The sequence below is a fragment of the Streptomyces hydrogenans genome, assembly GCF_014656075.1.
Taxonomy (GTDB): domain Bacteria; phylum Actinomycetota; class Actinomycetes; order Streptomycetales; family Streptomycetaceae; genus Streptomyces; species Streptomyces hydrogenans.
Genome location: NZ_BNBS01000117.1, coordinates 1 through 25,717 on the forward strand (window position 1 = coordinate 1; position 25,717 = coordinate 25,717).

Consider the following 25,717-nt stretch of genomic DNA (forward strand, 5'->3'; position numbering starts at 1 on the left):
CCACAACGGCTGGCTCGCCGTCGCCTGGTGCCTCGGCCTCACGGTCCTCGGCTACGTCTGGTCGAACAAGACCTTCGGCCGGGACCCGAAGGAGTGACCGGTCGCCCGGATCCCGCCCCGCCCCGTCGGCCCCGCCGGCGGGGCGTCCGGCCGTCCGCCGCCGTCCGGCCCGATCCTGTCGGTCTCTGGCCGTCGTCCTGTTTCGGCCGGCCCGGGCCGCGTCGATCATGGAGCCATGGCTCTTGAGATGCGCGACCGCTGCGAACGCTGCGGGACGACGGCCCTGCCGGCCGACGGCCCCGCCCGGATCTGCTCGTACGAGTGCACCTTCTGCGTGCCCTGCACGGAGGAGATGTCCGGCACCTGCCCCAACTGCGGGGGCGAACTGGTGCCCCGCCCGCGCCGCGCGGGGTGACCGCGGCGGGGGCCCGTCTCAGCGGACGACGTCGAAGACCTGCTTCTGGATGCCGTTCGCGTAGGTCTCGTGCTCGACGAGCCGCAGCTTCTGGGCGTCCTTGTCGGTGGTGCTGAAGAGGCGCTTGCCCGCGCCGAGGAGGAGCGGGAAGACGAGCAGGTGGTAGCGGTCGATCAGGCCGGCGTCCGAGAGGGCGCGGTTCAGGGTCGCGCTGCCGTGCACGATGATCGGGCCGCCCTCGGTCTCCTTGAGGGCGGCGACCTCGTCGAGGGTGCGCAGGATCGTGGTCGGGCCCCAGTCGGAGACCAGGTCGTCGTCGGTGAGCGTCCCGGAGACGACGTACTTCGGCATCTCCTTGTAGTCGGCGAAGTCCGCCATGCCGGGCCAGACGGGGCTGAACGCCTGGTAGCTGGTGCGGCCGAGCAGCATCGCGGTGGCCTCCTGCTGCTCGCGGCCCTTGATCTCGTACGCCTCGGGCAGGAACTCGATGTCCTTGAAGGTCCAGCCGGCGTTCCGGTAGCCCTCCTCGCCGCCGGGGGCCTCGACGACGCCGTCGAGGGAGACGAAGGCGGAGCTGATGAGCGTGCGCATGGCGTGGTTCCTCGTCTGCTGAAGGGCCCGGGGTCGGGCTCGGTTGCTCTTTCGTGGTGTTGGACCGAAGCCCACCACGAAACTCATCGGTCCGCCGGACGCTCTTTTCAAGCAAGCGTGCTTGATTGTTTCTGCGATCGCTGCCATGCTCCGACTCCTCAGGCCCGTCCTCCCGAGGGGAGCGCACCGTGTCCGACCCCGCAGACGTCCTCACCGACCTGCGTGCCGAAGGCGAGGAACTCGACGCCTTCGTAGGCGAGTTGAACGACGAGCAGTGGCGACTTGGGACGCCCGCCGCGGGCTGGAGCATCGCCCACCAGATCGCGCACCTCGCCTGGACCGACCGGGCCGCGCTGCTCGCGGTCACCGACCCGGAGGCCTTCGCCGCGGAGGTCGAGAAGGCGCTGGCCGCGCCCGAGCGCTTCGTGGACGACGGGGCCGAGGAGGGGGCGGCGCTGCCGCCCGGCGAGCTGCTGGCCCGCTGGCGGGAGGGGCGGGAACGGCTGGACGCGGCCCTGCGGCAGGTGCCCCCGGGCGGGAGGTTCCCCTGGTACGGGCCGCCGATGAGCGCCCCGGCGATGGCGACCGCCCGGCTGATGGAGACCTGGGCGCACGGGCAGGACGTGGCCGACGCCCTCGGGGTCGCGCGCGCGGCGACCGCCCGGCTGCGGCACGTGGCCTGGATCGGGCACCGGGCCCGCGACTACGCCTACCTGGTGCGCGGGGAGCGGCCGCCGGCCGAGCCCTTCCGGGTCGAACTCGTCGCGCCCGACGGGGAGTCGTGGACGTACGGCCCCGAGGACGCCGCCCAGCGGGTCACCGGCACCGCGCTCGACTTCTGCCTGCTCGTCACCCAGCGGGTGCACCGGGACGACACCGCGCTGCGGGCCGAGGGGGCGGACGCGGAGCGCTGGCTCGGCATCGCCCAGGCGTTCGCCGGTCCGGCCGGGGCGGGACGCGCGCCGGGGGAGGGGGCGCGGTGACACCGCTGCGGATCGGGAACGCCTCCGGCTTCTACGGCGACCGCTTCTCCGCCGTCCGCGAGATGCTGACGGACGGTCACGTCGACGTCCTCGCCGGGGACTACCTCGCCGAGCTGACCATGCTGATCCTCGGCCGCGACCTGCTCAAGGACCCCTCGGGCGGGTACGCGAAGACCTTCCTGCGGCAGATGGAGGAGGGACTGGGGCTCGCCCACGAGCGCGGCACCCGGATCGTCGCCAACGCCGGCGGGCTCAACCCCGCCGGGCTGGCCGACGCGCTGCGGGCGCTGGCCGCGAGGCTCGGGCTGCCGGTCCGGGTCGCGCACGTGGAGGGCGACGCGCTGCCGCCCGAGCCCGGCGTCCTGACGGCCAACGCCTACCTGGGCGGCGCGGGGATCGCCGCCTGCCTCGCGGCCGGCGCCGACGTCGTCGTCACCGGGCGGGTGACCGACGCGGCGCTCGTCACCGGGCCCGCGCAGTGGCACTTCGGCTGGGGCCCGGAGGAGTACGACCGGCTGGCCGGGGCCGTCGTCGCCGGGCACGTCCTGGAGTGCGGCACCCAGGCCACCGGCGGCAACTACGCCTTCTTCCGGGAGCACGCCGAGCGCGACCCCAAGGCCCTGCTGCGGCCCGGATTCCCGCTCGCCGAGCTGTACGCGGACGGGTCGGCAGTCATCACCAAGCACCCCGGCACCGGCGGCTTCGTCGACGTCGGCACCGTCACCGCGCAGCTGCTGTACGAGACCTCCGGCGCCCGCTACGCCGGGCCCGACACGACCGCCCGGCTCGACTCCGTGCGGCTGACGCAGGACGGGCCGGACCGGGTGCGGATCGACGGGGTGCGGGGCGAGGCGCCGCCGCCCACCCTGAAGGCGGGACGCTGCCGGCTCGGCGGTCACCGCAACGAGGTCGTCTTCGTCCTCACCGGTCTCGACGTCGACGCCAAGGCGGCGCTCGTCCGGGAGCAGGTCGGCGCCGCGCTCGCCGCCGCGCCGCCCGCCGAGGTCCGCTGGGAGCTGGCCCGCACCGACCGGGAGGACGCCGCCACCGAGGAGACCGCGAGCGCCCTGCTCCGGCTTGTGGTGCGCGACCAGGACCCGGAGAAGGTGGGCCGGACCCTGACGGGCGCGGCGATCGAGCTGGCCCTCGCCAGCTATCCCGGCTTCCACGTCACCGCCCCGCCCGGCAGGGGCGCCCCCTACGGCGTCTTCGAGACGGCGTACGTGCCCGCCGACGCCGTCCCGCACACGGCCGTGCTGCCCGACGGGACCCGGCTCGCGATCCCGGCGCCGGCGGCGACCCGCGTCCTGGAGCCCGTACCCGAACCGGAGCTTCCCGCCCCGCCGCCGCCCGGACCCGTGGTGCGGGCGCCGCTCGGACGGATCGCGGGCGCCCGCAGCGGCGACAAGGGCGGGGACGCGAACGTGGGGGTGTGGGTGCGGACGGACGCCCAGTGGCGGTGGCTCGCGCACACGCTCACCGTCGAGAGGTTCCGCGAACTCCTGCCGGAGACGGCCGGGCTGCCCGTCACCCGGCACGTGCTGCCCCTGCTGCGGGCGGTGAACTTCACCGTCGCCGGGATCCTCGGCGAGGGCGTCGCCTCCCAGGCCCGTTTCGACCCCCAGGCCAAGGCCCTCGGCGAATGGCTCCGCTCCCGGCACGTCGACGTACCGGAGGAACTCCTGTGACCGTCCGCCCCGACCACCCGGAGGAACTGCTGTGACCGTCCTCGCCTCCGCCCTCGACACCGGCGGGCCCGAGCACCTGGCCCACCGGGCCGCCATGCTGGAGAAGCTCGGCGCGCTCGACGCCGAGCACGCCAAGGCCCTCGCGGGCGGCGGCGAGAAGTACACCGCCCGGCACCGCGCGCGCGGCAAACTGCTGGCCCGGGAGCGGATCGAGCTGCTCGTCGACCCGGACTCGCCGTTCCTGGAGCTGTCGCCGCTCGCCGCCTGGGGCAGCTCCTATCCCGTGGGGGCGTCCCTGGTCACCGGCATCGGGGTCGTCGAGGGCGTCGAGTGCCTGATCACCGCCAACGACCCGACCGTGCGCGGCGGCGCCTCCAACCCGTGGACGCTGAAGAAGGCGCTGCGGGCCAACGAGATCGCGTACGCCAACCGGCTCCCGGTGATCTCGCTGGTCGAGTCCGGCGGCGCGGACCTGCCGTCCCAGAAGGAGATCTTCATCCCGGGCGGGGCGCTCTTCCGCGACCTCACCCGGCTGTCCGCCGCCGGGATCCCGACGGTCGCGGTCGTCTTCGGCAACTCGACGGCCGGCGGGGCGTACGTGCCGGGCATGTCCGACCACACGGTGATGATCGAGGACCGCTCGAAGGTCTTCCTGGGCGGGCCGCCGCTGGTGAAGATGGCGACGGGCGAGGAGAGCGACGACGAGTCGCTGGGCGGGGCTGCCATGCACGCCCGGGTGTCCGGGCTCGCCGACCACTACGCGGTGGACGAGGCGGACGCGATCCGGCAGGCCCGCCGGATCGTCGCGCGCCTCAACCACCGCAAGGCGCACCCGGATCCGGACCCGGTGACGGTCGAGCCGCCGAAGTACGACGCCGAGGAACTCCTGGGGATCGTGCCCGGCGACCTCAAGACGCCGTTCGACCCGCGCGAGGTGATCGCCCGGCTGGTGGACGGCTCCGACTTCGACGAGTTCAAGCCGCTGTACGGCTCCTCGCTGGCGACGGGCTGGGCCCGGCTGCACGGCTATCCGGTGGGGATCCTGGCCAACGCGCAGGGGGTGCTGTTCTCCGCCGAGTCGCAGAAGGCCGCGCAGTTCATCCAGTTGGCGAACCAGCGGGACATCCCACTGCTGTTCCTCCACAACACCACCGGCTACATGGTCGGCAGGGAGTACGAGCAGGGCGGCATCATCAAGCACGGCGCGATGATGATCAACGCGGTGTCGAACTCGAAGGTCCCGCACCTCTCCGTCCTCATGGGCGCGAGCTACGGCGCCGGCCACTACGGCATGTGCGGCCGGGCCTACGACCCCCGCTTCCTCTTCGCCTGGCCGAGCGCCAAGTCCGCCGTCATGGGGCCGCAGCAGCTCGCGGGCGTGCTGTCGATCGTGGCGCGGGCGTCGGCGGCGGCCAAGGGGCAGCCGTACGACGACGAGGCGGACGCCGGCCTGCGGGCGATGGTCGAGGCGCAGATCGAGTCCGAGTCGCTGCCGGCGTTCCTCTCCGGCCTGCTCTACGACGACGGGGTCATCGACCCCCGCGACACCCGCACGGTCCTCGGACTGTGCCTGTCCGCGATCCACACGGCACCGGTCGAGGGCGCGCGCGGCGGCTTCGGCGTCTTCCGAATGTGAGGCCCTGATGATTTCGACCGTACTGGTCGCGAACCGTGGTGAGATCGCCTGCCGCGTCTTCCGCACCTGCCGCGAGCTGGGCATCTCCACCGTCGCCGTGCACTCCGACGCCGACGCGGACGCCCTGCACGTGCGGGAGGCGGACGCGGCGGTACGGCTGCCGGGGGCGGCGCCCTCGGAGACGTACCTGCGCGGCGACCTGATCGTCGCCGCGGCGCTCGCGGCGGGCGCCGACGCCGTGCACCCCGGCTACGGCTTCCTCTCCGAGAACGCGGACTTCGCGCGGGCGGTGACCGGGGCCGGGCTGCGGTGGGTCGGCCCGCCGCCGGAGGCCATCGAGGCGATGGCGTCCAAGACGCGCGCCAAGGAGCTGCTCGGCATCGCCCCGCTGGCCGGCGTCACCGAGGCCGATCTGCCGGTGCTGGTGAAGGCGGCGGCGGGCGGCGGCGGCCGGGGCATGCGGATCGTCCGCGCGCTCGACGAGCTGGAGGCGGCGCTGAAGGCGGCGTCCGCCGAGGCGGAGAGCGCCTTCGGGGACGGCGAGGTGTTCGTCGAGCCGTACGTGGAGGACGGCCGGCACGTCGAGGTGCAGGTCCTCGCCGACGCGCACGGCACGGTATGGGCGCTCGGCACCCGCGACTGCTCGCTCCAGCGCCGGCACCAGAAGGTGGTCGAGGAGTCCCCGGCGCCCGGGCTGCCGGCCGCGCTCGTCGAGGAGCTGTACGCGGCGTCGGTGTCGGCGGCGAAGGCCGTCGGCTACGTCGGCGCGGGCACGGTCGAGTTCCTGGTGGCCGGCGGGCGGGCGCAGTTCCTGGAGATGAACACCCGGCTCCAGGTGGAGCACCCGGTGACCGAGGAGGTCCACGGCGTCGACCTCGTCGCCCTCCAGCTCGCCGTCGCCGAGGGCCGGACCCTGCCCGACGGGCCGCCCGCCGCGGCCGGCCACGCCGTCGAGGCCCGGCTGTACGCCGAGGACCCGGCCGCGGGCTGGACCCCGCAGACGGGCGTGCTGCACCGCCTGGAGTTCCCCGCCGTGCCGGGCGTCCGCGTCGACACCGGCTACGCCTCCGGGGACGCCGTGCCGGTGCACTACGACGCCATGCTCGCCAAGGTGATCGCGCACGGACGGACCCGCGCCGAGGCCGTCCGCAAACTCGCCGGGGTCCTGGAGCGGGCCGTGATCCACGGCCCCGCCACCAACCGGGACCTGCTCGTCGCCTCGCTGCGGCACCAGGACTTCCAGGACGTGCGGGGGCTCGACACCGGCTTCTACGACCGGCACCTCGACGCCCTCGCCCGCACGCCGGACGGCGCGGGGCACGCGGCCGTCGCCGCCGCCCTCGCCGCCGCCGCCCGCGGCGCCGGGCGCTTCGGCGGGGGCTGGCGGAACGTCCGGTCGCAGGACGAGACCCGGGAGTACGACGGCCACGAGGTCCGCTACCGGCCGGTGCGGGGCGGCGGCTTCGAGGTCCTCGCCCCGGAGGGCGTCCGCGTCGTGTCCGCCGCGCCCGAGCGCGTCCGGCTCGAAGCCGACGGCGTCGTACGGGACTTCGCGGTCGCCGCGTACGGCGACGGCACCGTCCACGCCGGGCGCCACCGGCTCACCCCCCGCCCCCGCTTCACCGACCCGCGCGAGCGGACCCTCCCCGGGTCCCTGCTCGCGCCCATGCCCGGCACCGTCGTCCGGCTCGCGGACGGCCTCGCCGTCGGCGACCGGGTCGAGGCCGGGCAGCCGCTGCTCTGGCTGGAGGCGATGAAGATGGAGCACCGCGTCACCGCTCCCGCCTCCGGCACGCTCACCGCGCTCCACGCCGCCCCCGGCCGCCAGGTCGAGGTCGGCGCCCTGCTCGCCGTCGTACAGACCGAAGACGTACAGGCCGAAGCCCAGGAGGACCAGACCGTATGAGCACCGACATCGAGCCCCGGGAGCACACCGAGCTCCGCGCCGCCGTCTCCGCGCTCGGCCGCCGTCACGGCCCCGGCTTCGACCGGGCCGCCCTGTGGGCGGAGGCGGGCAAGCTCGGCTACCTGGGGGTGAACCTGCCGGAGGAGTACGGCGGCGGGGGCGGCGGCATGGCCGAGCTGTCCATCGTCCTGGAGGAGGCCGGCGCCGCCGGCGCGCCGCTCCTCATGATGGTCGTCTCGCCCGCGATCTGCGGCACGGTCATCTCCCGCTTCGGCACCGGGGAGCAGAAGGCGGCCTGGCTGCCGGGGCTCGCCGACGGGTCGCGGACGATGGCCTTCGGCATCACCGAGCCCGACGCCGGCTCCAACTCCCACCGCATCACCACGACCGCCACCCGCACCGAGGACGGCTGGGTCCTCAACGGCCGGAAGGTCTTCGTCTCGGGCGTCGACATCGCCGACGCGACCCTGATCGTGGGCCGCACCTCCGACGCCCGCACCGGCAACCTCAAGGCGTGCCTGTTCATCGTCCCGCGCGACACCCCGGGCTTCGGCCGCCGGCACATCGAGATGGAACTCGACGCGGACGAGAAGCAGTTCGAGCTGACCCTCGACGACGTGCACCTGCCCGCCGACGCCCTCGTCGGCGACGAGGACGCCGGCCTGCTCCAGCTCTTCGCGGGCCTCAACCCCGAGCGGATCATGACGGCCGCCTTCGCGATCGGCATGGGCCGCTTCGCCCTCGACCGGGCGGTCGCCTACGCCAAGGAGCGGCAGGTCTGGAAGGCCCCGATCGGTGCCCACCAGGCCATCGCCCATCCGCTCGCCCAGGCCCACGTGGAGCTCGAACTCGCCCGGCTGATGATGCGGAAGGCGGCGACGCTGTACGACGCGGGCGACGACCTCGGCGCGGGCGAGGCCGCCAACATGGCGAAGTACGCGGCGGCGGAGGCGTGCGTGCGGGCGGTCGACACCGCCGTGCACACCCTCGGCGGCAACGGCCTGACCAAGGAGTTCGGCCTCGCCCGGCTGGTGACGGCCTCCCGGGTGGCCAGGATCGCGCCGGTCAGCCGGGAGATGATCCTCAACTTCGTGGCGACCCACACGCTGGGGCTGCCCAAGTCCTACTGAGGCGGGGAGGGCGGGGCGGCCGGCGCCGCGCGCGCGTCCGCCGCCCGACTTCCCGATACCCACCCCCGGTTGTGAAGGTCCTGTGTACGATCCCACGGCCACGGCATCCCGCTCGGTGTCGTCGTCCCCTTCACGCCCCAGGAGCCGCGCGTGTACCCGCAGTCCCACCCTTACCAGCCCGCCCCGGCGTGGCAGCCCCCGCGCCGCTGGTGGCAGCACCCGGCCCTGATCATCGTGCTGCTCGTCGTCTTCCCGCCGGTCGGCATAGTCCTGGCCTGGCTGGGGCAGTGGACGAACCGCACCAAGACCGTGGCGACCGTCCTGTCCGCGCTCTGGTTCGTGTTCGTCCTGGTGACCGACCCGCCGAAGGAGCCGGGCAAGGACGCGGACCCCAAGCCCGCGGTGACCGCGACCGCGACGGCGACCCCGACGCCGGAGCCCAGCAGCGCGTCGCCCACGCCGGAGCCCACGACCGAGTCCCCGAGCCCGACGCCGGAGCCGACGACCCAGGCGCCGACGACCGAGGCCCCCACGCCGACCCCCGAGCCGACGACCGAGGCGCCCGAGCCGGCGCCCACCACTCCGAAGCCGGCGAAGCCGAAGCCGGCCCAGACGACGCAGCCGCCGGAGACCGCCGAGCCGGAGCCCGAGCCGACCGAGGACGCCGGTTCGAGCGTGTACTACGCCAACTGCTCCGCCGTGCGCGCGGCCGGCGCCGCCCCCATCCGCGTCGGCGACCCCGGCTACAGCCGCAAGCTGGACCGCGACGGCGACGGCGTCGCCTGCGAGTGAGCCCCCGGGGCCGGGACTTCCCCACCCCGGCCCCACCCCGCCGCTCCTCGGCCCCTCCTCGGCCCGATAAACCAAGCACGCACGCTTGATTGTTTTACGGGGTGCTGACAGGGTCTCCCCAAGCAGTGCCGCAGCCGCGATCCTGGCGACCACCTTCCACCTCTCCAGGGGGCCACGCATGGTGTTCCACAGCGCGTACGAGCCGGTTTCCACCCTGTCCCTCCCCATCCACGAGGCCGTCCTCGGCGGCGCCGCGGCCTTCGGGGACGCGCCCGCGCTGGTCGACGGGGCCGGGGAACTGTCGCTGTCGTACGCGCAGGTGGACGCTTTCCACCGGCGCGTGGCGGCGGGCCTCGCGGAGGCGGGGGTGCGCAAGGGCGACGTGCTCGCGCTGCACAGCCCCAACACGGTGCTGTTCCCCGTGGCGTTCTACGCCGCCACCCGCGCCGGCGCCTCCGTCACGACCGTCCACCCGCTCGCCACGCCCGAGGAGTTCGCCAAGCAGCTGCGGGACTCGGCGGCGCGCTGGATCGTCACCGTCTCGCCGCTGCTCCCCGCCGCCCGGGCCGCCGCCGAACTCGCGGGCGGCATCGAGGAGATCTTCGTCTGCGACGCGGCTCCCGAGGACGGCGGGACGCGCTCGCTCCAGTCCTTCCTGGGGTCCACGGCCCCCGAGCCCGCGCTCGACTTCGCGCCCGGCGAGGACGTCGCCGCCCTCCCGTACTCCTCCGGCACCACCGGCGTCCCCAAGGGCGTCATGCTCACCCACGCCTCCATCGCCACCAACCTGGCGCAGCTGGACCCCTTCGTCCCGATGGGGCCGGGCGACCGGATCCTCGCCGTGCTGCCCTTCTTCCACATCTACGGCCTCACCGCCCTCATGAACGCGCCGCTGCGCAAGGGCGCCACCGTCGTCGTGCTGCCCCGCTTCGAGCTGGACACCTTCCTCGGCGCGATCCAGAAGCACCGGATCAACGGCCTGTACGTGGCTCCGCCGATCGTCCTCGCGCTCGCGAAGCACCCGGCGGTCGCCGCGTACGACCTGTCCTCGCTGGAGTACATCGTCAGCGCCGCCGCCCCGCTCGACGCGGCGCTCGCCGAGGCGTGTTCGGCCCGGCTCGGACTGCCGCCGGTGCGGCAGGCGTACGGCATGACCGAGCTGTCCCCGGGGACCCACGTCACCCCGCTCTCCGCCGCGAACCCGCCGCCCGGGACCGTCGGCCGGCTGCTGCCCTCCACCGAGATGCGGATCCTCTCCCTCGACGACCCGTCGAAGGACGCGGCCCCGGGGGAGGACGGCGAGATCGCCATCCGCGGACCGCAGGTGATGAAGGGGTACCTGGGACGGCCGGACGCCACCGCCGCGATGATCGACGCCGACGGGTGGGTGCACACGGGCGACATCGGGCGGGTCGACGAGGACGGCTGGCTGTACGTCGTCGACCGGGTGAAGGAGCTGATCAAGTACAAGGGCTTCCAGGTCGCCCCGGCCGAGCTGGAGGCGCTGCTCCTCACCCACGAGGGCGTCGCCGACGCCGCCGTCATCGGGGTGACCGACGCCGACGGGACGGAGGTGCCCAAGGCGTACGTGGTGCGCCAGCCCGACGCGCCCGGGCTCACCGCCGAGGACGTCATGGCCCACGTGGCCGCCCGGGTCTCCCCGTACAAGAAGGTCCGGGCCGTCGAGTTCATCGACGCCGTGCCCCGGGCCGCCTCCGGGAAGATCCTCCGCCGCGAGCTGCGCGGGAGCTGAACGCTCGGCGGGAGCCGGGCGTGCCGAGAGCCGACAGAGAGTCGAGGGACCGTACATGAGCCTGATCGCCGTCACCGAGGAGCGGGGCGTCACCACCCTCGCCCTGGACTCCCCGGACACCCGCAACGCCCTCTCGGCCGCGCTCGTCACCGCGCTCGCCGAGGAGCTGGCGGCGGCCGGGAAGGACCCGGCCGTGCGGGCGGTGGTGCTCACGCACACCGGCTCCACGTTCAGCGCGGGCGCGGACCTGAAGGCGCCGCCCAGTCCGTACGCCTTCGTCGACCTGCTCCGGCAGGTCGTCGAGCTGCCGAAGCCGGTCGTCGGGCACGTGGCGGCCGGCGGCCGGGCCCGCGCGGGCGGCCTCGGGCTGCTCGGCGCGTGCGACGTCGTGCTGGCCGGGGAGGGGGCGGACTTCGCGCTCACCGAGGTGCGCATCGGGGTGGCGCCCGCGGTGATCTCGCTGACCCTGCTGCCGAGGCTGGAGCCGCGCGCGGCGGCCCGCTACTACCTGACGGGCGAGCGGTTCGGCGTCCCCGAGGCGCGCGCGATGGGTCTCGTCACGGCCGGCGAGGAGGAGCTGGACGCCGTCCTGGACGGGCTGCGGGCGGGCTCGCCGCAGGGGCTGCGCGAGTCGAAAAGGCTGGTCACCGCTAGAGTCCTGGAGACCTTCGAGCGCGACGCGGAGGAGCTCGTGCGGCGATCGGCCACGCTCTTCGCCTCCGCCGAGGCACGCGAGGGCATGACGGCCTTCCTCGAACGACGGGACCCCGAATGGCGGCTGTGACCGCGCACCGGCAGGACGGACCTCCGGCGCCCGACCGCGCCCCGAAGCAGGACCGGAGCCGGGTCACCCGGCAGCGGCTCCTGGAGGCCGCCGTGGCCTGTCTGGCCGAGCACGGCTGGGCGGGGTCGACGGTGGCCGTGGTCGCCGAGCGCGCGGGCGTGTCGCGGGGCGCGGCCCAGCACCACTTCCCGACCCGCGAGGACCTGTTCACGGCGGCGGTCGAGTACGTCGCGGAGGAGCGCTCGCAGGCGCTGCGGGCGCTGCCCACCGACGACCGGGCGCAGACGGTCGCCGCGCTCGTCGGCCTCTTCACCGGCCCGCTGTTCCGGGCCGCCCTCCAGCTGTGGGTGGCGGCCTCGAACGAGGAGCAGCTCCGCGACCGGGTCGCCGAGCTGGAGGCCCGGGTGGGCCGCGAGTCGCACCGGATCGCCGTCGAGCTGCTCGGCGCCGACGAGTCGCGCCCCGGGGTCCGCGAGACCGTCCAGGGCCTCCTGGACATGGCCCGCGGCCTCGGTCTCGCGACCCTCCTGACGGACGACACGACCCGCCGCGACCGCGTGGTCGCCCAGTGGGCCCGCCTGATCGACGAGGCCCTGACGGACGCGCCTGACGGACGGGCCTGACGGACGCTCCTAAGGCCGCAGGCCGAAGCGGGCGGCCCAGGCGGTGACGTCGGCGACCGTCGCGTTGCCTCCGCAGACGACGAGGCCGAGGCGCGCGTCGGGGCCGACCCGGTCGAGGACCCGGCAGGCGGCGGGCAGCAGGCATCCGGCGGCCGGCTCGGCCCAGACCTTGGCGTGTTCGGCCAGGTCGAGGGTGCCCTGGACGGCCTCGGCGTCGGTGACCGTGAGGACGTCCTCGACCAGCGCGGCGACGTGCGCGTGGGTGAGCGCCGAGACGGTGGGGGCGCTCAGCGTGGACACGACCGAGGAGAGCTCGACCGGCACCGGGCCGCCCGCGGCCAGGGCGGCGGTCATGGCGTGGGCGCCCTCGGTCTCGACGCCCCAGATCCGGACGCCGGGGCGGCGGGCGCGCAGGGCGGTGGCGACACCGGCGATCAGGCCGCCGCCGCCGATGCTGACGAGCACGTCGGTGAGTTCGCCCGCGTCCTCGGCGAGTTCGAGGCCGACGGTGCCCTGGGCGGCGACGACCAGCGGGTCGTCGAAGGGGTGGACGGCGGTGAGCCCGCCGGCCCGCAGCTCCTCCATGAGGGCGAAGGCGCCGGGCATGGTGTCGGCGAGGCGGACCTCCGCCCCGGCGGCCTTCGCGGTGTCCACGGCGCGGGCCGGGGCGGACCGGGGCATGACGACGGTGGCCCGCACCCCGAGGGCCCCGGCCATGACGGCGAGGCCGATGCCGTGGTTGCCGCCGCTGACGGCGACGACGCCGGCGGCCCGCTCGGCCTCGTCGAGGGAGAGCAGCTTGGCGACCGCCCCGCGGGCCTTGAAGGAGCCGGTGCGCTGGAGGAGTTCCAGCTTGACGGTGACGTCCGCGCCGAGGAGGGCGGTCAGTCCGGGGCTGGGGAGGGTGGGGGTCCGTACGACGTGTCCGGTGAGGCTTGCGGCTGCGGCTTCGACGTCCGCGACGGTGATCAGCACGCCGTCCACTGTGCCGTACGGCTCCCCCCGCGCGGAGCCCCTCAGACGCCCGGGATCTCGCGGGCCCGGAAGGCGTCCCGTACGGCCGCCTCGGCGCCGGCGCCGTACATCCGGCGGGCGGTCTCGACGGTCGTCCTCGCGGCGGCCTCGAAGGAGGTGTCGGGGGCGAAGCCGAACTGGGCGTTGACGATGATCCGGTCGGCGGTGCGGGCGCCGAGGGCCTGGCGGATGTCGAAGAGGGCGCGGGACCAGATCTCGCCGTCGGCGTGGACCTCGCCCTCGCGGTCGGCGTAGGTCTTGGTGCCGTCGAGGCGGCGCAGGCAGTGCGGGGCGGCGCTGTAGCCGGTGGCGTCCCAGTCGGCGACGCACGCCTGGTCGGCCTTCATGGGCCAGCCGTACGTCCGGACGGCGTGGGTGCCGACGGCGACGGCGAGGTAGTCGCCGAAGGCCTCGCCGATCGAGCCCGCCTCGGGGGAGGTGCCGAAGCCGGGGACCTGGGCGTGGTGCACGGCGTGGCCGTACTCGTGGAGGATCACCTCGGCGTCCTCGGCGTCGTCCACGCCGCCCTTGCCGAAGCGGATCTCGGCCTTCTTGTCGGTGAAGAAGGAGTTGTCGGCGCCCCACTGGTTGAGCCGGACGGGCTGGACGCGGTCGTTGGCGCCGGGCAGTTCGGTGCCGAAGCCGAGGCCCTGGAGGTACTCCTGGGCCTCGTTGACCCAGAAGTACGCCATGACCTGCTCGAAGCCGTCGTCGGAGCGGTCGTAGGAGGCGGCCCGGTCGACCGTCGCGGGCTTGCCGGTCTCGGAGCGGACGCTGACCCACTTCCCGGAGAGGCCGCCGCTCGCGTCGAGGTTGCGGAGGGCGGCGAGGGCGTAGGCGGTGGCGGGGACGTCGCCGGGGGCGTCCTTGTGGTCGGCGAGGGTCTGGTCGCCGGTGGCCTGGACCGGGTTGACCATGAAGACCCGGGCCTGGGGCGCGGTGGCGGCGGTGGCGCCGGGGGAGGGGAGGAGGGCTCCGGCGGCGGCCAGGGTGAGGGCTGCGGCGGCCAGGAGGCGGCGGGGGGTGCGGCGGGCGGTCATGGACATCCTCCTGCGCGGGGGCGCGGCGACGAGATGATTGGCATGCGCGTGACATGCGAGGCGGCGATCTTCGCGTACCGGGCGTCCCGGCGGCCAGACCCCGGCCCCCGCGATCCGCTGTGACGCGGGCCACAGGCGAACCGCGCCGCCCGCAGTACGCTGGTCGCATGCCTACGCTCGTTCGCCGCCGTCACGTGGACTTCGTCCGCGTCACGAGCATGAGCTGTCGCCGCGCCGCCTGACCCCAGGGGCACCACCACTCCGCCCCGCAGGGTCCCTCCACCGACCCCTGTCGACCGGCACCCGCGGCCCCCGCCCCACCCCGGCGGCCGCCCCGGGACCCGTACACCCGCGGACGCAACCCATGAGCCTCAGCGCACCCACCACCGCCCCCTCCGTCTCGTACGCCTCGCAGCTCCCGATCGTCGACCTCTCGGCCGCCGACCGCGGCCCCGACGCCCGCCGGCTGCTCCACGCCCAGCTGCACTCCGCCGCCCACGACGTCGGCTTCTTCCAGCTCGTCGGGCACGGCGTGACCGAGGCCGAGACCCGGGCCCTCACCGACGCCACGCGCGCCTTCTTCGCCCTGCCCGAGGCGGACCGGCGCGCCGTCGACAACCTCAACTCCCCGCACTTCCGCGGCTACACCCGGATCGGCGACGAGCGCACCCAGGGCGCCCGCGACTGGCGCGACCAGCTCGACATCGGCGCCGAGCTGCCCGCCCGCGCCCCCGCGCCCTGGGAGCCCGCGTACTGGTGGCTGGAGGGCCCCAACCAGTGGCCCGCGGCGCTGCCGGAGCTGCGCACGGCGGCCCTGCACTGGATCGACCGGCTGAGCGGGGTCGCGGAGCGCCTGCTCCACGAACTGCTGGCCTCCATCGGCGCGCCCGCGGACTTCTACGACGACATCTTCGGCCCCCGCGCCCACCCGCAGCTCAAGCTGGTCCGCTACCCCGGCAGCAGCGGCGAGGGCGACGACCAGGGCGTGGGCGCCCACAAGGACTACGGCTTCCTCACCCTGCTCCTCCAGGACCAGGTGGGCGGGCTCCAGGTGCAGCGCGAGGACGGGAACTTCCACGACGTGCCGCCGCTGCCCGGCGCCTTCGTCGTCAACCTCGGCGAACTCCTCGAAGTCGCGACGAACGGCTATCTGGTCGCCACCAACCACCGGGTGGTCTCCCCGCCCGGCGCGACGGAACGCTTCTCCGTCCCGTTCTTCTACAACCCGCGGCTCGACGCCCGGATCGCCCCGCTGGACTTCCCGTACGCCTCCGCGGCCCCCGGCGTCACGACCGACCCGGCGAACCCGCTGTTCGCCGAGTACGGACGCAACGCCCTCAAGGGCAAGCTCCGCGCGCACCCGCTGGTCGCGGCGCGCCACCACGCGGACCTGCTGCTGCGGCGGGATCAGCCCGCGATGTCGGCGTAGCCCTCGATGTCGCGCGGGTCCCGGCGGCCGGGGCCCGTGTAGCGGGCGGAGGGGCGCACGAGGCGGCCGGTGCGCTTCTGCTCCAGGATGTGCGCCGACCAGCCGGCCGTGCGGGCACAGCTGAACATCGACGTGAACATGTGCGCCGGGACCTCGGCGAAGTCCAGGACGATGGCGGCCCAGAACTCGACGTTCGTCGCGAGGATCCGGTCCGGACGGCGGCTGTGCAGCTCCTCCAGGGCGGCCTTCTCCAGTGCGGCGGCGACCTCGTAGCGCGGCGCGTCCAGCTCCTTCGCGGTGCGGCGGAGCACCCGGGCGCGCGGGTCCTCGGCGCGGTAGACGCGGTGGCCGAAGCCCATCAGGCGCTCGCCCTTGTCGAGGGCCTGCTTCACGTAGGCGGTGGCGTCGCCGGTCCGCTCGATCTCCTCGATCATGCCGAGGACGCGGGAGGGCGCGCCGCCGTGCAGCGGGCCGGACATGGCGCCGACGGCTCCGGAGAGGGCGGCGGCCACGTCGGCGCCGGTGGAGGCGATGACGCGGGCGGTGAAGGTGGAGGCGTTCATGCCGTGCTCGGCGGCCGAGGTCCAGTAGGCGTCGACGGCCTTGACGTGCTTCGGGTCCGGCTCGCCGCGCCAGCGGATCATGAACCGCTCGACGACCGACTCGGCCTTGTCGATCTCGCTCTGCGGCACCATCGGCAGCCCCTGGCCGCGCGCCGACTGGGCGACGTAGGACAGGGCCATGACGGCGGCGCGGGCGAGGTCGTCGCGGGCCTGCTCGGCGGAGATGTCGAGGAGCGGTTTGAGGCCCCAGACCGGCGCGAGCATGGCGAGGGCGGACTGCACGTCGACGCGGATGTCGCCGGAGTGGACCGGGATCGGGAAGGGCTCGGCGGCCGGCAGGCCGGGGTTGAAGGCGCCGTCGACGAGCAGACCCCACACGTTGCCGAAGGAGACGTGACCGACGAGGTCCTCGATGTCGACCCCGCGGTAGCGCAGCGCGCCGCCTTCCTTGTCGGGTTCGGCGATCTCGGTCTCGAACGCGACGACTCCTTCGAGGCCCGGTACGAAGTCGGACATCAGGCGGCTCCTTCTATCGATGATCGATCAACCGTCGGCGGTGGGTGGAGGGACTCAACAGTCATCCAGCCGTTGAGTCTGTACGGTTCCGATGATGCGGGGAAGCGTGACATCCGGCACACTCCGCCGAACCGGGGACGAAGGATTGGCGCCCCGCCGCCGCGGGCAGACTGAGGTGCTGCGGCAGGATGGCCCCGTGACCGACGCCCTGGACCCCGCCGACATGCGCGAGCAGTACCGCACCAAGGAACTGACCGCGGCCGACCTCGCCCCCGACCCGATCGGGCAGTTCGCGTCCTGGTTCAAGGAGACCGCCGCCAGCCCGGCGATCCACGAGCCCAACGCGATGGTCGTCTCCACCGCCACGCCCGACGGGCGCCCCTCCTCCCGCACGGTCCTGCTCAAGCACTACGACGACGCGGGCTTCGTCTTCTTCACCAACTACGGCTCCCGCAAGGGCACCGAACTGACGGCCAACCCGCAGGTCGCCCTGCTCTTCCCCTGGCACCCGCTGGCCCGCCAGGTCCTCGTCACCGGCCGGGCCGTCCGCACCGGGCGCGAGGAGACCGCCGCCTACTTCCGCACCCGCCCGCACGGCTCCCAGCTGGGCGCCTGGGCCAGCGAGCAGTCCTCGGTGATCGCCTCCCGCGAGGAGCTGCTGACCCGCTACGAGGAGCTGGCCGCCCGCTACCCCGCCTCCGAGCAGGTCCCGGTGCCGCCCGAGTGGGGCGGCTTCCGGGTCGTCCCGGAGACCGTCGAGTTCTGGCAGGGCCACGAGAACCGCCTGCACGACCGGCTGCGGTACGTCCGCGACGGCGAGTCCTGGCGGGTCGAGCGCCTGGCGCCCTGACGGGTCCGGGGCCCGGCCGCCACGAGGGCGGCCGGGCCCCGGAAAACGCAGACGACCCGTGGACCTCTGGTCCCGTCCGCCTAGGTTCGGACGGGAGCCGGCCGGACTTACCGGCGGTCCACGGGTCGGGTGACTGCTTGGGTTTCGGCAGCTGGCCTGCCGAGGTGCACATCGTGCGACGGCAGGCCTTAGCCCGCAGTCACCTCACGAGTCCGAAAAGAAATCATTTTTCCGGATCACCTCCTTTCGCGTGTGACCACACCCTACGAACCTCCCGGGAGGGCCACAAGCGATTTAATCCGGCGTTCCTCAGGCGTCCCGCCGCCGCAGCGACCACCACCCGGCGAGCAGCGCCGCCGCGGTCCACAGCCCGGTCACCCCGATCCCCGTCCAGGCCCCCAGGGTCCCCAGGGGCTCCTGGAAGAGGATCTGCTGGCCGGCCCGGTCCGGGAGCCAGGTCGCGGCGCCCTCGGACACCCCGCCGATGACGAAGGACACGATGAGGACGAACGGGATCAGGATGCTCAGCACCGCCACTGCGCTGCGCAGCAGGAAGGTCAGCCCCATCGAGAACAGCGTGATCAGCGCCAGGTAGAGCCCGGCCCCGAAGCAGGACCGCAGCGCGCCCGGCTCGCCGATCCCGACGGCGTACGGCCCCAGGAAGGCGTTCGCCGTGAAGAACATGACGAAACCGGCCCCCACGCCCACCGCCAGCGCCGCCGCCCCCACCACCGCCGCCTTCGCCCCGAAGAGCAGGTTCCTGCGGGGCACCGCCGCCAGGGAGTTCCGCAGTGCGCCGTTCAGGAACTCGGAGGAGGCGGCGGTGGCGCCGAAGGCGATCGCCGCGATCTGCACGAAGTTCATCGGGTAGTAGAGCCAGAAGAGGCGGTCGATCTCGCCGGTCGCCGCCTCCGGCTGCCCGATGGCGGGGAAGACCGCGAGCGAGATCGCGAGCGCGGCGCCGAGGACGGCGACCAGCGAGCCGAAGCCCGACCGGATCGACCTGATCTTGATCCACTCGGAGCGGAGCACGGCGGTGGTGGACACGGTCAGACCTCCAGGGGGGAACGGGCGGCGGTGAACTCGGCGGCGTCCGCGGTGAGCGCCAGGTACGCCTGCTCCAGCGAGGCGCGCTCGTCGGCCAGCTCGAAGACGGGGATGCCCTCGCGGGCGGTGACCGCGCCGATCTCCTCGGCGGAGGCACCCTCCACCAGCCACCGGCCGTCCGGGTCGGCGGTCTCCCCGACCGTCCACCCCTTCGCGAGCAGCGTGGCCCGCAGCCGCAGCGGATCACCGGTGCGCACCCGCACGCGCGCGTGGCTGTGGGCGTCGATGAACTCCCGCATCGGCACGTCCGCCAGGAGCCGGCCCCGGCCCAGCACCACCAGGTGGTCGGCGAAGGTGGCCGTCTCGTTCATCAGGTGGCTGGAGACCAGGACGGTGCGGCCCTCGGCGGCGAGCCGGCGCAGCAGCTCGCGGATCCAGACGATGCCCTCCGGATCCAGGCCGTTCGCCGGCTCGTCCAGCATCAGCACCCCCGGGTCGCCCAGCAGCGCGGCGGCGATGCCGAGCCGCTGCCGCATGCCCAGCGAGTAGCCCTTGATCCGGCGGCGGGCGGCCGGCTCCAGGCCGGTCTCCGCCAGCACCTCGTCGACCCGGCGGGCCGGCAGGCCGTTGCTCGCCGCGAGGAAGCGGAGGTGGTCGCGGCCGGTCCGGGAGGGGTGCGCGGCCTGCGCGTCGAGGAGCGCGCCGACCGTGCGCAGCGGCTCGTCGAGCGTCACGTACGGGCGGCCGCCGACGGTCGCGGTGCCCGAGGTCGGCCGGTCGAGGCCGAGGACGAGCCGCATCGTGGTCGACTTCCCGGCCCCGTTCGGGCCCAGGAAGCCGGTGACGCGCCCCGGCTCGACACGGAACGTCAGCCCGTCCACGGCCCGGGCCGCGGGCCTGCCGCCGTACTCCTTGGTGAGGTTCTGGATGTCGATGCTGGTCATGGCCCCAGCCTCGCGAAACGGCGGCCCCGGGCCATCCCCCGCGCGTGGAGACCTTCTCCCCCGCGCGGGGGAGCCGCCCGGGACGGCCCCTTGAGAAGATCGCCGAATGCCCGCACCGTCCCTGATCCTCCAGACGCTCCTGCGCCCCCTGGCCCGCGCGGTCACGTACACCCGCTGGCTGCACCTGGTGATCGGCGCGATCGTGCCGCTCGCCGGAGGGCTCGTCTACCCGGGCCTGTCCGACCCGGGGCCGCTGGACTGGCTGATCGCCGCCGTCCTCCCGGTCCCGCTGGTCGCGGCGGTCGCCCTGATCCCCTCGGCCCGCCGCGCCGAGGGCCTCCAGGCGCGCCTGATGCTGTTCCCCGGCAAGCACGCGCGCGTGCGGGGCGGGACGGCCGCCGACGACGCGGCCGGCGGCATCTCGGCCAGCCCGTCGGCCTCCTGGACGGACCGCGGCAGGACGGCCCTGTGGATGGTGTTCCGGATGGAGGCCGGGCTCGTGGCCTGGCTGCTGTCGATCTGGCTGCTCCAGTGCGCGCTGGTGCTGTCGGGCGTCTCCGTCGAGGAGCCGGTGCTGGGGTCGCTGACCCCGCTCGCGGGCGCGCGGGCGCTGGCCCCGCTGCCCGTCCTGGCGCTCCTCGCGCTGGTCGTCGCCGCCGGGCGGCTGGACAGGCGGGTCGCCCGTCTGCTCCTGGGCCCGTCCGTCAAGGAGCGCATGGCGGCCCTGGAGGACCGCACCGAACGGCTCCTGGAGCGCAACCGGATCGCCCGCGAGCTGCACGACTCCCTGGGCCACGCCCTCACCCTCGCCGTCGTCCAGGCGGGCGCCGCGCGGGCGGCCGGCGACCCCGAGTTCACCGACCGGGCGCTCGCCACCATCGAGGAGACCGGCCGGGCGGCCCTGGAGGACCTGGAGCGGGTCCTGCTGCTGCTCCGCGAGACCGGCCGCCGCCCGGCCGGCGCGAGCCCCGGCCTCGACGAGGCGGCCCGCCTCCTCGACTCCGCCCGCTCCTCGGGCGCGCGCGTGGAGGCCGAGATCACCGGCACCCTGGAGGACCTGCCGGGACCCGTCTCCCGGGAGGCGTACCGCATGCTCCAGGAGGCCCTGACGAACGCGCTCCGGCACGCGGGCCCGGTCCCCGTCGACGTCCGCGTCACGGCGGACGACACCCGCCTGCGCCTCCTCGTCGCCAACCCCCTCCCGGAGGGCCGGCCCCCCGCCGTCCCCGGCTCCGGCAGCGGCCTGCGCGGCATCCGGGAACGGGCCGCGCTCCTCGGCGGCCAGGCCACGTCGGGCGTGAAGGACGGCACCTGGAGCGTGGACGTGACCCTGCCGCTGCGGTGAGCGCCCCGCGTACGCCTGCGGTGAGCGCCCCGCTGCGGTGAGCGCCCCGCTGCGGTGAGTGCCCCGCTGCGGTGAGTGCCCCGCGCGCGGGTACCTCCCTCCGTGCCGGGGCCTCCCTCTACGCTGACCGGATGCCGATCAAGATCCTTCTCGTGGACGACGAACCCCTCGTACGGGCCGGCCTGCGCGCCGTCCTGGAGGCCCAGCCGGACATCGAGGTGGTCGGCGAGGCGGCGGACGGCGCGGCCGTCGTCCCCCTCGTCCGCAGCCTCCGCCCGGACGTGGTGGCGATGGACGTCCGCATGCCGCTCATGGACGGCATCGAGGCGACGTCGGCGGTGCTGCGCACGGTCGACTCCCCGCCCAAGATCCTCGTGGTCACCACCTTCGAGAACGACGAGTACGTCTACGGCGCCCTGCGCGCCGGCGCCGACGGCTTCCTGCTCAAGCGGGCCCGCCCGGCCGAGATCGTCCACGCCGTCCGGCTCGTCGCGGAGGGAGACTCCCTGCTCTTCCCGGCGGCCGTGCGCGACCTGGCCGCGTCCTACGGCGCCGAACGCGGCGACGGCGCGGCCCGTGAGGCCCTGACCCGCGCGGGCCTCACCGAACGCGAGGAGGACGTGCTGCGCCTGATGGCCCGCGGCCTGTCCAACGCCGAGATCGCGACCCGTCTCGTCGTCGGTACGGAGACCGTGAAGTCCCACGTCAGCGCGATCCTCGCGAAGCTCGGCGCCCGGGACCGCACCCAGGCCGTCATCGCCGCCTACGAGTCCGGCTTCGTCTCGCCCGCGTAGATACCGGCGGAATCCATTCCGCCCGCGTGGATACCGGCGGAATCCGTACCGCCCGTGGATGCCGGCGGAATCCGTTTCGCCGAACCCGGTGTGTTCTGGGTCACGTTCCAGTTGAATGGCCTGCATCAGGGGGGTTACCGGGGGGAGTACCAGGTGAGTGCCTTCACGGGGTCCGCGCGGGACACCGCTTCCGTACCGGGGGAGGGCGGCGATCTGCTGGCCGCGCTGCTCGACGGGATGGACGCGGCGCTGTGCGCGCTGGACGCGGGCGGGACGGTGACGCACTGGAACCGCGAGGCCGAGCGGATCCTCGGCTGGCCGGCGGCGGAGGCCGTCGGACGGCGCGGGTTCGACGGCTGGGCGGCGCGCAGTGCCGACGCGGAGGAGACGCTCGCCCGCCTCATGGGGGCGATGCGGACGCCGGGCCGCCAGGTGCACGAGCTGGCGCTGCTCCGCAAGGACGGCGGCCGGGTGCTGGTGCGCAGCCAGTCGGCGGGGGTGCGGGGCGCCGACGGGCGGCCCGCGGGCGTGTACTGCGCCTTCAGCGAGGTGCACGTGCAGATCGACCTGGAGCGGTCGATCGCGCTCAGCGAGGCGCTGTTCGACGACGCCCCCTGGGGGGTCGTCCTGATCGACGCCGACCTGCGCCCGGCGGTCGTGAACGGCTACGCGGCCAAGGCGATCGGCACCGGCCGGACCACCCTGCTCGGCCGGCCCCTGGGCGACGTCGTGGCGCGGGGCGTGGAGGAGCTGGAGGGCGCGCTCCAGCACGTGCTGGCCGAGGGCGGCCCGCCGGCCCCGGCGGACCTGTGGGTGACGCTCGCGGCGGCCTCGGGGACGGGGGAGCGGCGGCGGTGCTGGCGCAGCGGCTTCGTGCGGCTGTCCTCCCCGATGACGGAGGAGCCGGTGCCGCTCGGCGTGGCCTGGCTCTTCCAGGACGTGACGGCGGAGCGGCTGGTGGCGCGGGAGGCGGACCGGACCCGGTTCCGCTGGAGCCAGCTGCACCGGGCGGGCGTGGCGGCGGCCGAGTACGCGGACCCGGCGGAGGCGGTGGCCGTGCTCCTGGACTTCGCGCTCGCGGGCTTCGCCGACCACGGGCTCGTGGACCGGGTGGCGGGCGACCGGCGGCTGACCCGCGCGGTGGCGTCCCCGGCGGGCGCCCCGGACGGCCTCGGCGGCGGCTTTGACGGCGGTTTCCCGCAGCGGTACGGCCCCGAGCACCCGGCGCTCCAGGCGTGGGACCGGGCGGGCTCGGTGCGGGTGAGCGCGGGCCGGGACGCGGCCTCCTGGGCGGCGGACCGCCACTGGCCCGCGGACACCGAGCACGCCCTGTGCACGGCCCTGCGGTCCCGGGGCCGTACCGTCGGCGTCCTCACCTTCCTGCGGACGGCCGCCCGGGGCGACTTCGACCGCCAGGACGCGCTCTACGCGGAGACGGTCGCGGCCCGGGTGGCGGCGGCCCTGGACCTGCCGCCGCTCGGCTGAGCGGCGGCCCCGGTCCCGTACGCGCGCGTGCCCGGCGCCCACCGCCCGCACCCGGGCTCCACGCGCGCGTGCCCCGGTGCCGGTGCCTCAGTGCCGGTAGAAGATCCGGTCCGCGTACTCGGTCATCACGCGGCCGTTCCACTCGTGCCCGCCGTCGACGTTCCCGGAGCGCAGCAGCGGCGGCTCGATGCCGCGCCGGACCAGCTCCTCGGCGGCGGCGGCCATGGTGGCCTGCATCAGGGCGCTGGTGACGACGGTGGAGGCGGGGGCGAACGGCGCCTCGATGCCCTCGTGGGACAGCTCCGCGTCGCCGACCGCGATCCGCGAGTCGAGGACGATGTCGCAGTGGTCCTTCAGGTACGTCCCCGAGACGTGCCGCGACTTCGTCTCGGTGCCGTACGCCACCGAGGTCACCCCGATGACGGTGAGGCCCAGCGCGCGGGCGTTCATGGCCATCTCCACGGGCAGGGCGTTGCGCCCGGACAGGGAGATGATGAAGAGCACGTCCCCGGCGGCGGCGGGGGAGGAGTCGAGGACGGCCCCGGCGAGCCCGTCGACGCGCTCCAGGGCGGAGCCCAGCGTCGCCGGCATGACGTCGACGCCGACGACGCCGGGGACGACGAGCAGGTTCATCAGCGCCAGGCCGCCGGCCCGGTAGACGACGTCCTGGGCGGGCAGCGAGGAGTGCCCGGCGCCGAAGGCGAAGAGCCGGTTGCCGTTCGCGACGGCTTCGGCGACCGCCGCCCCGGCGGCGGCGATCTCGGCGGAGTCCCCGTCGCGCACCTCCTGAAGCAGACCGATCGCGGCGTCGAAGAACTGTCCGGCCAGCTTGCTCTCGCCCATGTGAGGAAGCTCCTTCTCGTCGAGGTCGCCGATCACGGTGCGGTCTGGACCATTGCTCTGTCAATACTGCCTCCGCCGTCCCGGTGTCCTCAGTTCTCCCGCTACGGGCCGGGGGCCGCCCGCTTGTCGGCCCGATGCGCAAGAATTGGGGCAGGGCCAGCGCACGACTCATCGAGGGGCACGAATGTCCGGACTGATCGACACCACGGAGATGTATCTCCGCACCATCCTGGAGCTGGAAGAGGAAGGTGTGGTCCCGATGCGTGCCCGGATCGCGGAGCGGCTCGACCAGAGCGGCCCGACGGTGAGCCAGACGGTCGCCCGCATGGAGCGGGACGGTCTGGTCGCCGTGGCGAGCGACCGCCACCTGGAGCTGACCGAGGAGGGCCGCCGCCTCGCGACGCGCGTGATGCGCAAGCACCGCCTCGCCGAGTGCCTGCTCGTCGACGTGATCGGCCTGGAGTGGGAGCAGGTCCACGCCGAGGCGTGCCGCTGGGAGCACGTGATGAGCGAGGCCGTGGAGCGCCGCGTCCTGGAGCTGCTGCGCCACCCCACGGAGTCGCCGTACGGCAACCCGATCCCGGGCCTGGAGGAGCTGGGCGAGAAGGCCGAGGCCGAGTCCTTCCTCGACGACTCGATGGTGTCGCTGGCGGACCTGGACGCGAGCGAGGGCAAGACCGTGATCGTCCGCCGCATCGGCGAGCCGATCCAGACGGACGCCCAGCTCATGTACACGCTGCGGCGCGCGGGCGTGCAGCCCGGCTCGGTCGTCTCCGTCTCGGAGTCGGCCGGCGGCGTGCTCGTCGGCAGCAGCGGCGAGGCGGCGGAGCTGGACGCGGAGGTCGCGGCGCACGTCTTCGTCGCGAAGCGCTGACCGACCGCGGCGCGGCCGCGAGGAGTTGACGGGAGAGGGCCGGGACCGCGAGAGCGCCCCGGCCCTCTCGCGCGTCCTGGCGGACCCCTGCCGCTCGCACCGGTCCTGCCGGTCGTACCGGCTCCACTGGTCCTGGCGGCCGTACCGGCGCCGCGGTCGTACCGGCTCCATTGGTCCTGGCGGCCGTACCGGCGCCCCGGTCGTACCGGCTCCACTGGTCCTGGCGGCCGTACCGGGCGCCCCGGCCCCACCGACCCCATCAGCCCCACCGGTTCTACGGTCCTCACGGGCCCGACCGGCGCCCCACGGACCCGGCCCCGCCGACTCCGCCGGTCCTATCGGTCCTACCGGTAGGTCACGGAATCGGATCGACCGGCCGCCGTGCGCCCCGATTTACGCCGGAATGGCCTCGCGCGTGCCCGTGGCGTGCCACGCTGATGCGAGACGTGACGACGGCGAGGGGAGGGGCATGCGACCGGTGACCTCGGCTGCGGCCCGCCCGCCGGAGGTACGGACGAAGGGCGCCCGGGCGGACGCCGTGCGGACGGCAGAGGGCCCCGGCGCCTCGCGGCGCCGGGGCCTGTCCTCCCCTGTTCCGACCTGGAGCCCCGAGCTCCCTAGGCCGTGTATCGAAAGTGGATCTTGAGCTGTGAATGATCGTGGTCCATGGCG

The 25,717-nt window shown here is 74.6% G+C and carries 23 protein-coding genes and 1 pseudogene; 17 read left to right on the plus strand and 7 right to left on the minus strand.

Annotated elements, in window-relative coordinates; translation table 11 throughout:
* Both IE321_RS33005 and IE321_RS33010 read left to right on the plus strand, forming a co-directional pair.
* A pseudogene (locus tag IE321_RS33005) lies at positions 1 to 97 on the plus strand (ABC transporter permease); the annotation flags it as partial.
* Positions 98 to 235: 138 nt separating this feature from the next.
* Positions 236 to 415 carry a DUF1272 domain-containing protein gene (locus tag IE321_RS33010; protein WP_043230373.1) on the plus strand — a complete coding sequence of 60 codons (180 nt, stop codon included), beginning with the start codon at positions 236 to 238 and terminating at the stop codon, positions 413 to 415.
* Between the two features lie 18 nt (positions 416 to 433).
* Here IE321_RS33010 and IE321_RS33015 read toward each other — a convergent pair whose 3' ends face one another.
* On the minus strand, positions 434 to 1,006 hold the full coding sequence (locus tag IE321_RS33015; protein ID WP_043230371.1) for a dihydrofolate reductase family protein: 573 nt from the start codon (positions 1,004 to 1,006) through the stop codon (positions 434 to 436).
* A 188-nt stretch (positions 1,007 to 1,194) separates the two neighbouring features.
* Here IE321_RS33015 and IE321_RS33020 point away from each other — a divergent pair, with 188 nt between their 5' ends.
* The 9 genes from IE321_RS33020 (at position 1,195) to IE321_RS33060 (ending at position 12,301) form a co-directional block, all read left to right on the plus strand.
* The gene (locus IE321_RS33020) at positions 1,195 to 1,989 is read left to right on the plus strand and encodes a TIGR03084 family metal-binding protein (RefSeq protein ID WP_190225599.1); all 795 of its coding nucleotides are present in this window, start codon (positions 1,195 to 1,197) and stop codon (positions 1,987 to 1,989) included.
* Entirely contained in the window at positions 1,986 to 3,677 is a 1,692-nt protein-coding gene (locus tag IE321_RS33025; RefSeq protein WP_190225600.1) for an acyclic terpene utilization AtuA family protein, read from the plus strand. Before IE321_RS33020 ends, IE321_RS33025 begins: the two co-directional genes overlap by 4 nt.
* Positions 3,678 to 3,708: 31 nt before the next feature.
* Positions 3,709 to 5,313, plus strand: a complete 1,605-nt coding sequence (locus IE321_RS33030; protein WP_043230366.1) for an acyl-CoA carboxylase subunit beta — start codon at positions 3,709 to 3,711, stop codon at positions 5,311 to 5,313.
* Between the two features lie 7 nt (positions 5,314 to 5,320).
* Positions 5,321 to 7,219: an acetyl/propionyl/methylcrotonyl-CoA carboxylase subunit alpha gene (locus IE321_RS33035; RefSeq protein ID WP_190225601.1), complete on the plus strand. Its 1,899-nt coding sequence runs from the start codon at positions 5,321 to 5,323 to the stop codon at positions 7,217 to 7,219.
* Positions 7,216 to 8,349, plus strand: a complete 1,134-nt coding sequence (locus IE321_RS33040) for an acyl-CoA dehydrogenase family protein (RefSeq protein WP_043230363.1) — start codon at positions 7,216 to 7,218, stop codon at positions 8,347 to 8,349. Before IE321_RS33035 ends, IE321_RS33040 begins: the two co-directional genes overlap by 4 nt.
* 150 nt (positions 8,350 to 8,499) lie before the next feature.
* Positions 8,500 to 9,141, plus strand: a complete 642-nt coding sequence (locus tag IE321_RS42380) for an excalibur calcium-binding domain-containing protein (RefSeq protein ID WP_372470183.1) — start codon at positions 8,500 to 8,502, stop codon at positions 9,139 to 9,141.
* Between the two features lie 178 nt (positions 9,142 to 9,319).
* Positions 9,320 to 10,894, plus strand: a complete 1,575-nt coding sequence (locus IE321_RS33050; RefSeq protein ID WP_190225602.1) for an AMP-binding protein — start codon at positions 9,320 to 9,322, stop codon at positions 10,892 to 10,894.
* Positions 10,895 to 10,949: 55 nt separating this feature from the next.
* A complete protein-coding gene (locus IE321_RS33055) occupies positions 10,950 to 11,678 on the plus strand; it encodes an enoyl-CoA hydratase family protein (protein ID WP_190225603.1) in 729 nt (242 codons plus the stop codon).
* Positions 11,666 to 12,301, plus strand: coding sequence for a TetR/AcrR family transcriptional regulator (locus IE321_RS33060; protein WP_190225604.1), 636 nt, complete (start codon positions 11,666 to 11,668; stop codon positions 12,299 to 12,301). Before IE321_RS33055 ends, IE321_RS33060 begins: the two co-directional genes overlap by 13 nt.
* Before the next feature lie 9 nt (positions 12,302 to 12,310).
* On the opposite strand, the gene IE321_RS33065 is transcribed toward IE321_RS33060, so the two are convergent.
* Together IE321_RS33065 and IE321_RS33070 are read right to left on the minus strand one after the other, a co-directional pair.
* Positions 12,311 to 13,273 carry a threonine ammonia-lyase gene (locus IE321_RS33065; protein ID WP_190225610.1) on the minus strand — a complete coding sequence of 321 codons (963 nt, stop codon included), beginning with the start codon at positions 13,271 to 13,273 and terminating at the stop codon, positions 12,311 to 12,313.
* A gap of 44 nt (positions 13,274 to 13,317) precedes the next feature.
* Complete coding sequence (locus tag IE321_RS33070; protein WP_190225605.1) at positions 13,318 to 14,355, minus strand: M4 family metallopeptidase; 1,038 nt, start codon at positions 14,353 to 14,355, stop codon at positions 13,318 to 13,320.
* Positions 14,356 to 14,719: 364 nt separating this feature from the next.
* Between IE321_RS33070 and IE321_RS33075 the strand changes: the two genes are divergently transcribed.
* Positions 14,720 to 15,784, plus strand: coding sequence for an isopenicillin N synthase family dioxygenase (locus tag IE321_RS33075; protein ID WP_190225606.1), 1,065 nt, complete (start codon positions 14,720 to 14,722; stop codon positions 15,782 to 15,784).
* On the opposite strand, the gene IE321_RS33080 is transcribed toward IE321_RS33075, so the two are convergent.
* Positions 15,763 to 16,863 carry a citrate synthase 2 gene (locus tag IE321_RS33080; RefSeq protein ID WP_043230354.1) on the minus strand — a complete coding sequence of 367 codons (1,101 nt, stop codon included), beginning with the start codon at positions 16,861 to 16,863 and terminating at the stop codon, positions 15,763 to 15,765. The genes IE321_RS33075 and IE321_RS33080 overlap by 22 nt on opposite strands.
* Before the next feature lie 223 nt (positions 16,864 to 17,086).
* Between IE321_RS33080 and pdxH the strand changes: the two genes are divergently transcribed.
* Complete coding sequence (gene pdxH, locus IE321_RS33085; RefSeq protein ID WP_190225611.1) at positions 17,087 to 17,713, plus strand: pyridoxamine 5'-phosphate oxidase; 627 nt, start codon at positions 17,087 to 17,089, stop codon at positions 17,711 to 17,713.
* 309 nt (positions 17,714 to 18,022) lie between these two features.
* Here pdxH and IE321_RS33090 read toward each other — a convergent pair whose 3' ends face one another.
* Together IE321_RS33090 and IE321_RS33095 are read right to left on the minus strand one after the other, a co-directional pair.
* Positions 18,023 to 18,766, minus strand: a complete 744-nt coding sequence (locus IE321_RS33090; RefSeq protein ID WP_190225612.1) for an ABC transporter permease — start codon at positions 18,764 to 18,766, stop codon at positions 18,023 to 18,025.
* Entirely contained in the window at positions 18,763 to 19,704 is a 942-nt protein-coding gene (locus IE321_RS33095) for an ABC transporter ATP-binding protein (RefSeq protein WP_043230352.1), read from the minus strand. Before IE321_RS33095 ends, IE321_RS33090 begins: the two co-directional genes overlap by 4 nt.
* A gap of 106 nt (positions 19,705 to 19,810) precedes the next feature.
* Here IE321_RS33095 and IE321_RS33100 point away from each other — a divergent pair, with 106 nt between their 5' ends.
* The 3 genes from IE321_RS33100 to IE321_RS33110 all read left to right on the plus strand — a co-directional run bounded on the left by IE321_RS33100 (position 19,811) and on the right by IE321_RS33110 (position 23,328).
* Positions 19,811 to 21,049, plus strand: a complete 1,239-nt coding sequence (locus IE321_RS33100) for a sensor histidine kinase (protein ID WP_190225607.1) — start codon at positions 19,811 to 19,813, stop codon at positions 21,047 to 21,049.
* Positions 21,050 to 21,180: 131 nt separating this feature from the next.
* Positions 21,181 to 21,843, plus strand: coding sequence for a response regulator (locus IE321_RS33105; RefSeq protein WP_190225608.1), 663 nt, complete (start codon positions 21,181 to 21,183; stop codon positions 21,841 to 21,843).
* A 153-nt stretch (positions 21,844 to 21,996) separates the two neighbouring features.
* Complete coding sequence (locus tag IE321_RS33110) at positions 21,997 to 23,328, plus strand: PAS domain-containing protein (RefSeq protein ID WP_043230350.1); 1,332 nt, start codon at positions 21,997 to 21,999, stop codon at positions 23,326 to 23,328.
* Positions 23,329 to 23,415: 87 nt separating this feature from the next.
* Here IE321_RS33110 and IE321_RS33115 read toward each other — a convergent pair whose 3' ends face one another.
* Positions 23,416 to 24,171, minus strand: coding sequence for an SIS domain-containing protein (locus tag IE321_RS33115; RefSeq protein WP_043230386.1), 756 nt, complete (start codon positions 24,169 to 24,171; stop codon positions 23,416 to 23,418).
* Positions 24,172 to 24,355: 184 nt separating this feature from the next.
* On the opposite strand from IE321_RS33115, the gene IE321_RS33120 reads away from it, so the two are divergent.
* Complete coding sequence (locus IE321_RS33120; protein WP_190225609.1) at positions 24,356 to 25,045, plus strand: iron-dependent transcriptional repressor DtxR; 690 nt, start codon at positions 24,356 to 24,358, stop codon at positions 25,043 to 25,045.
* Positions 25,046 to 25,717: the final 672 nt, after the last annotated feature.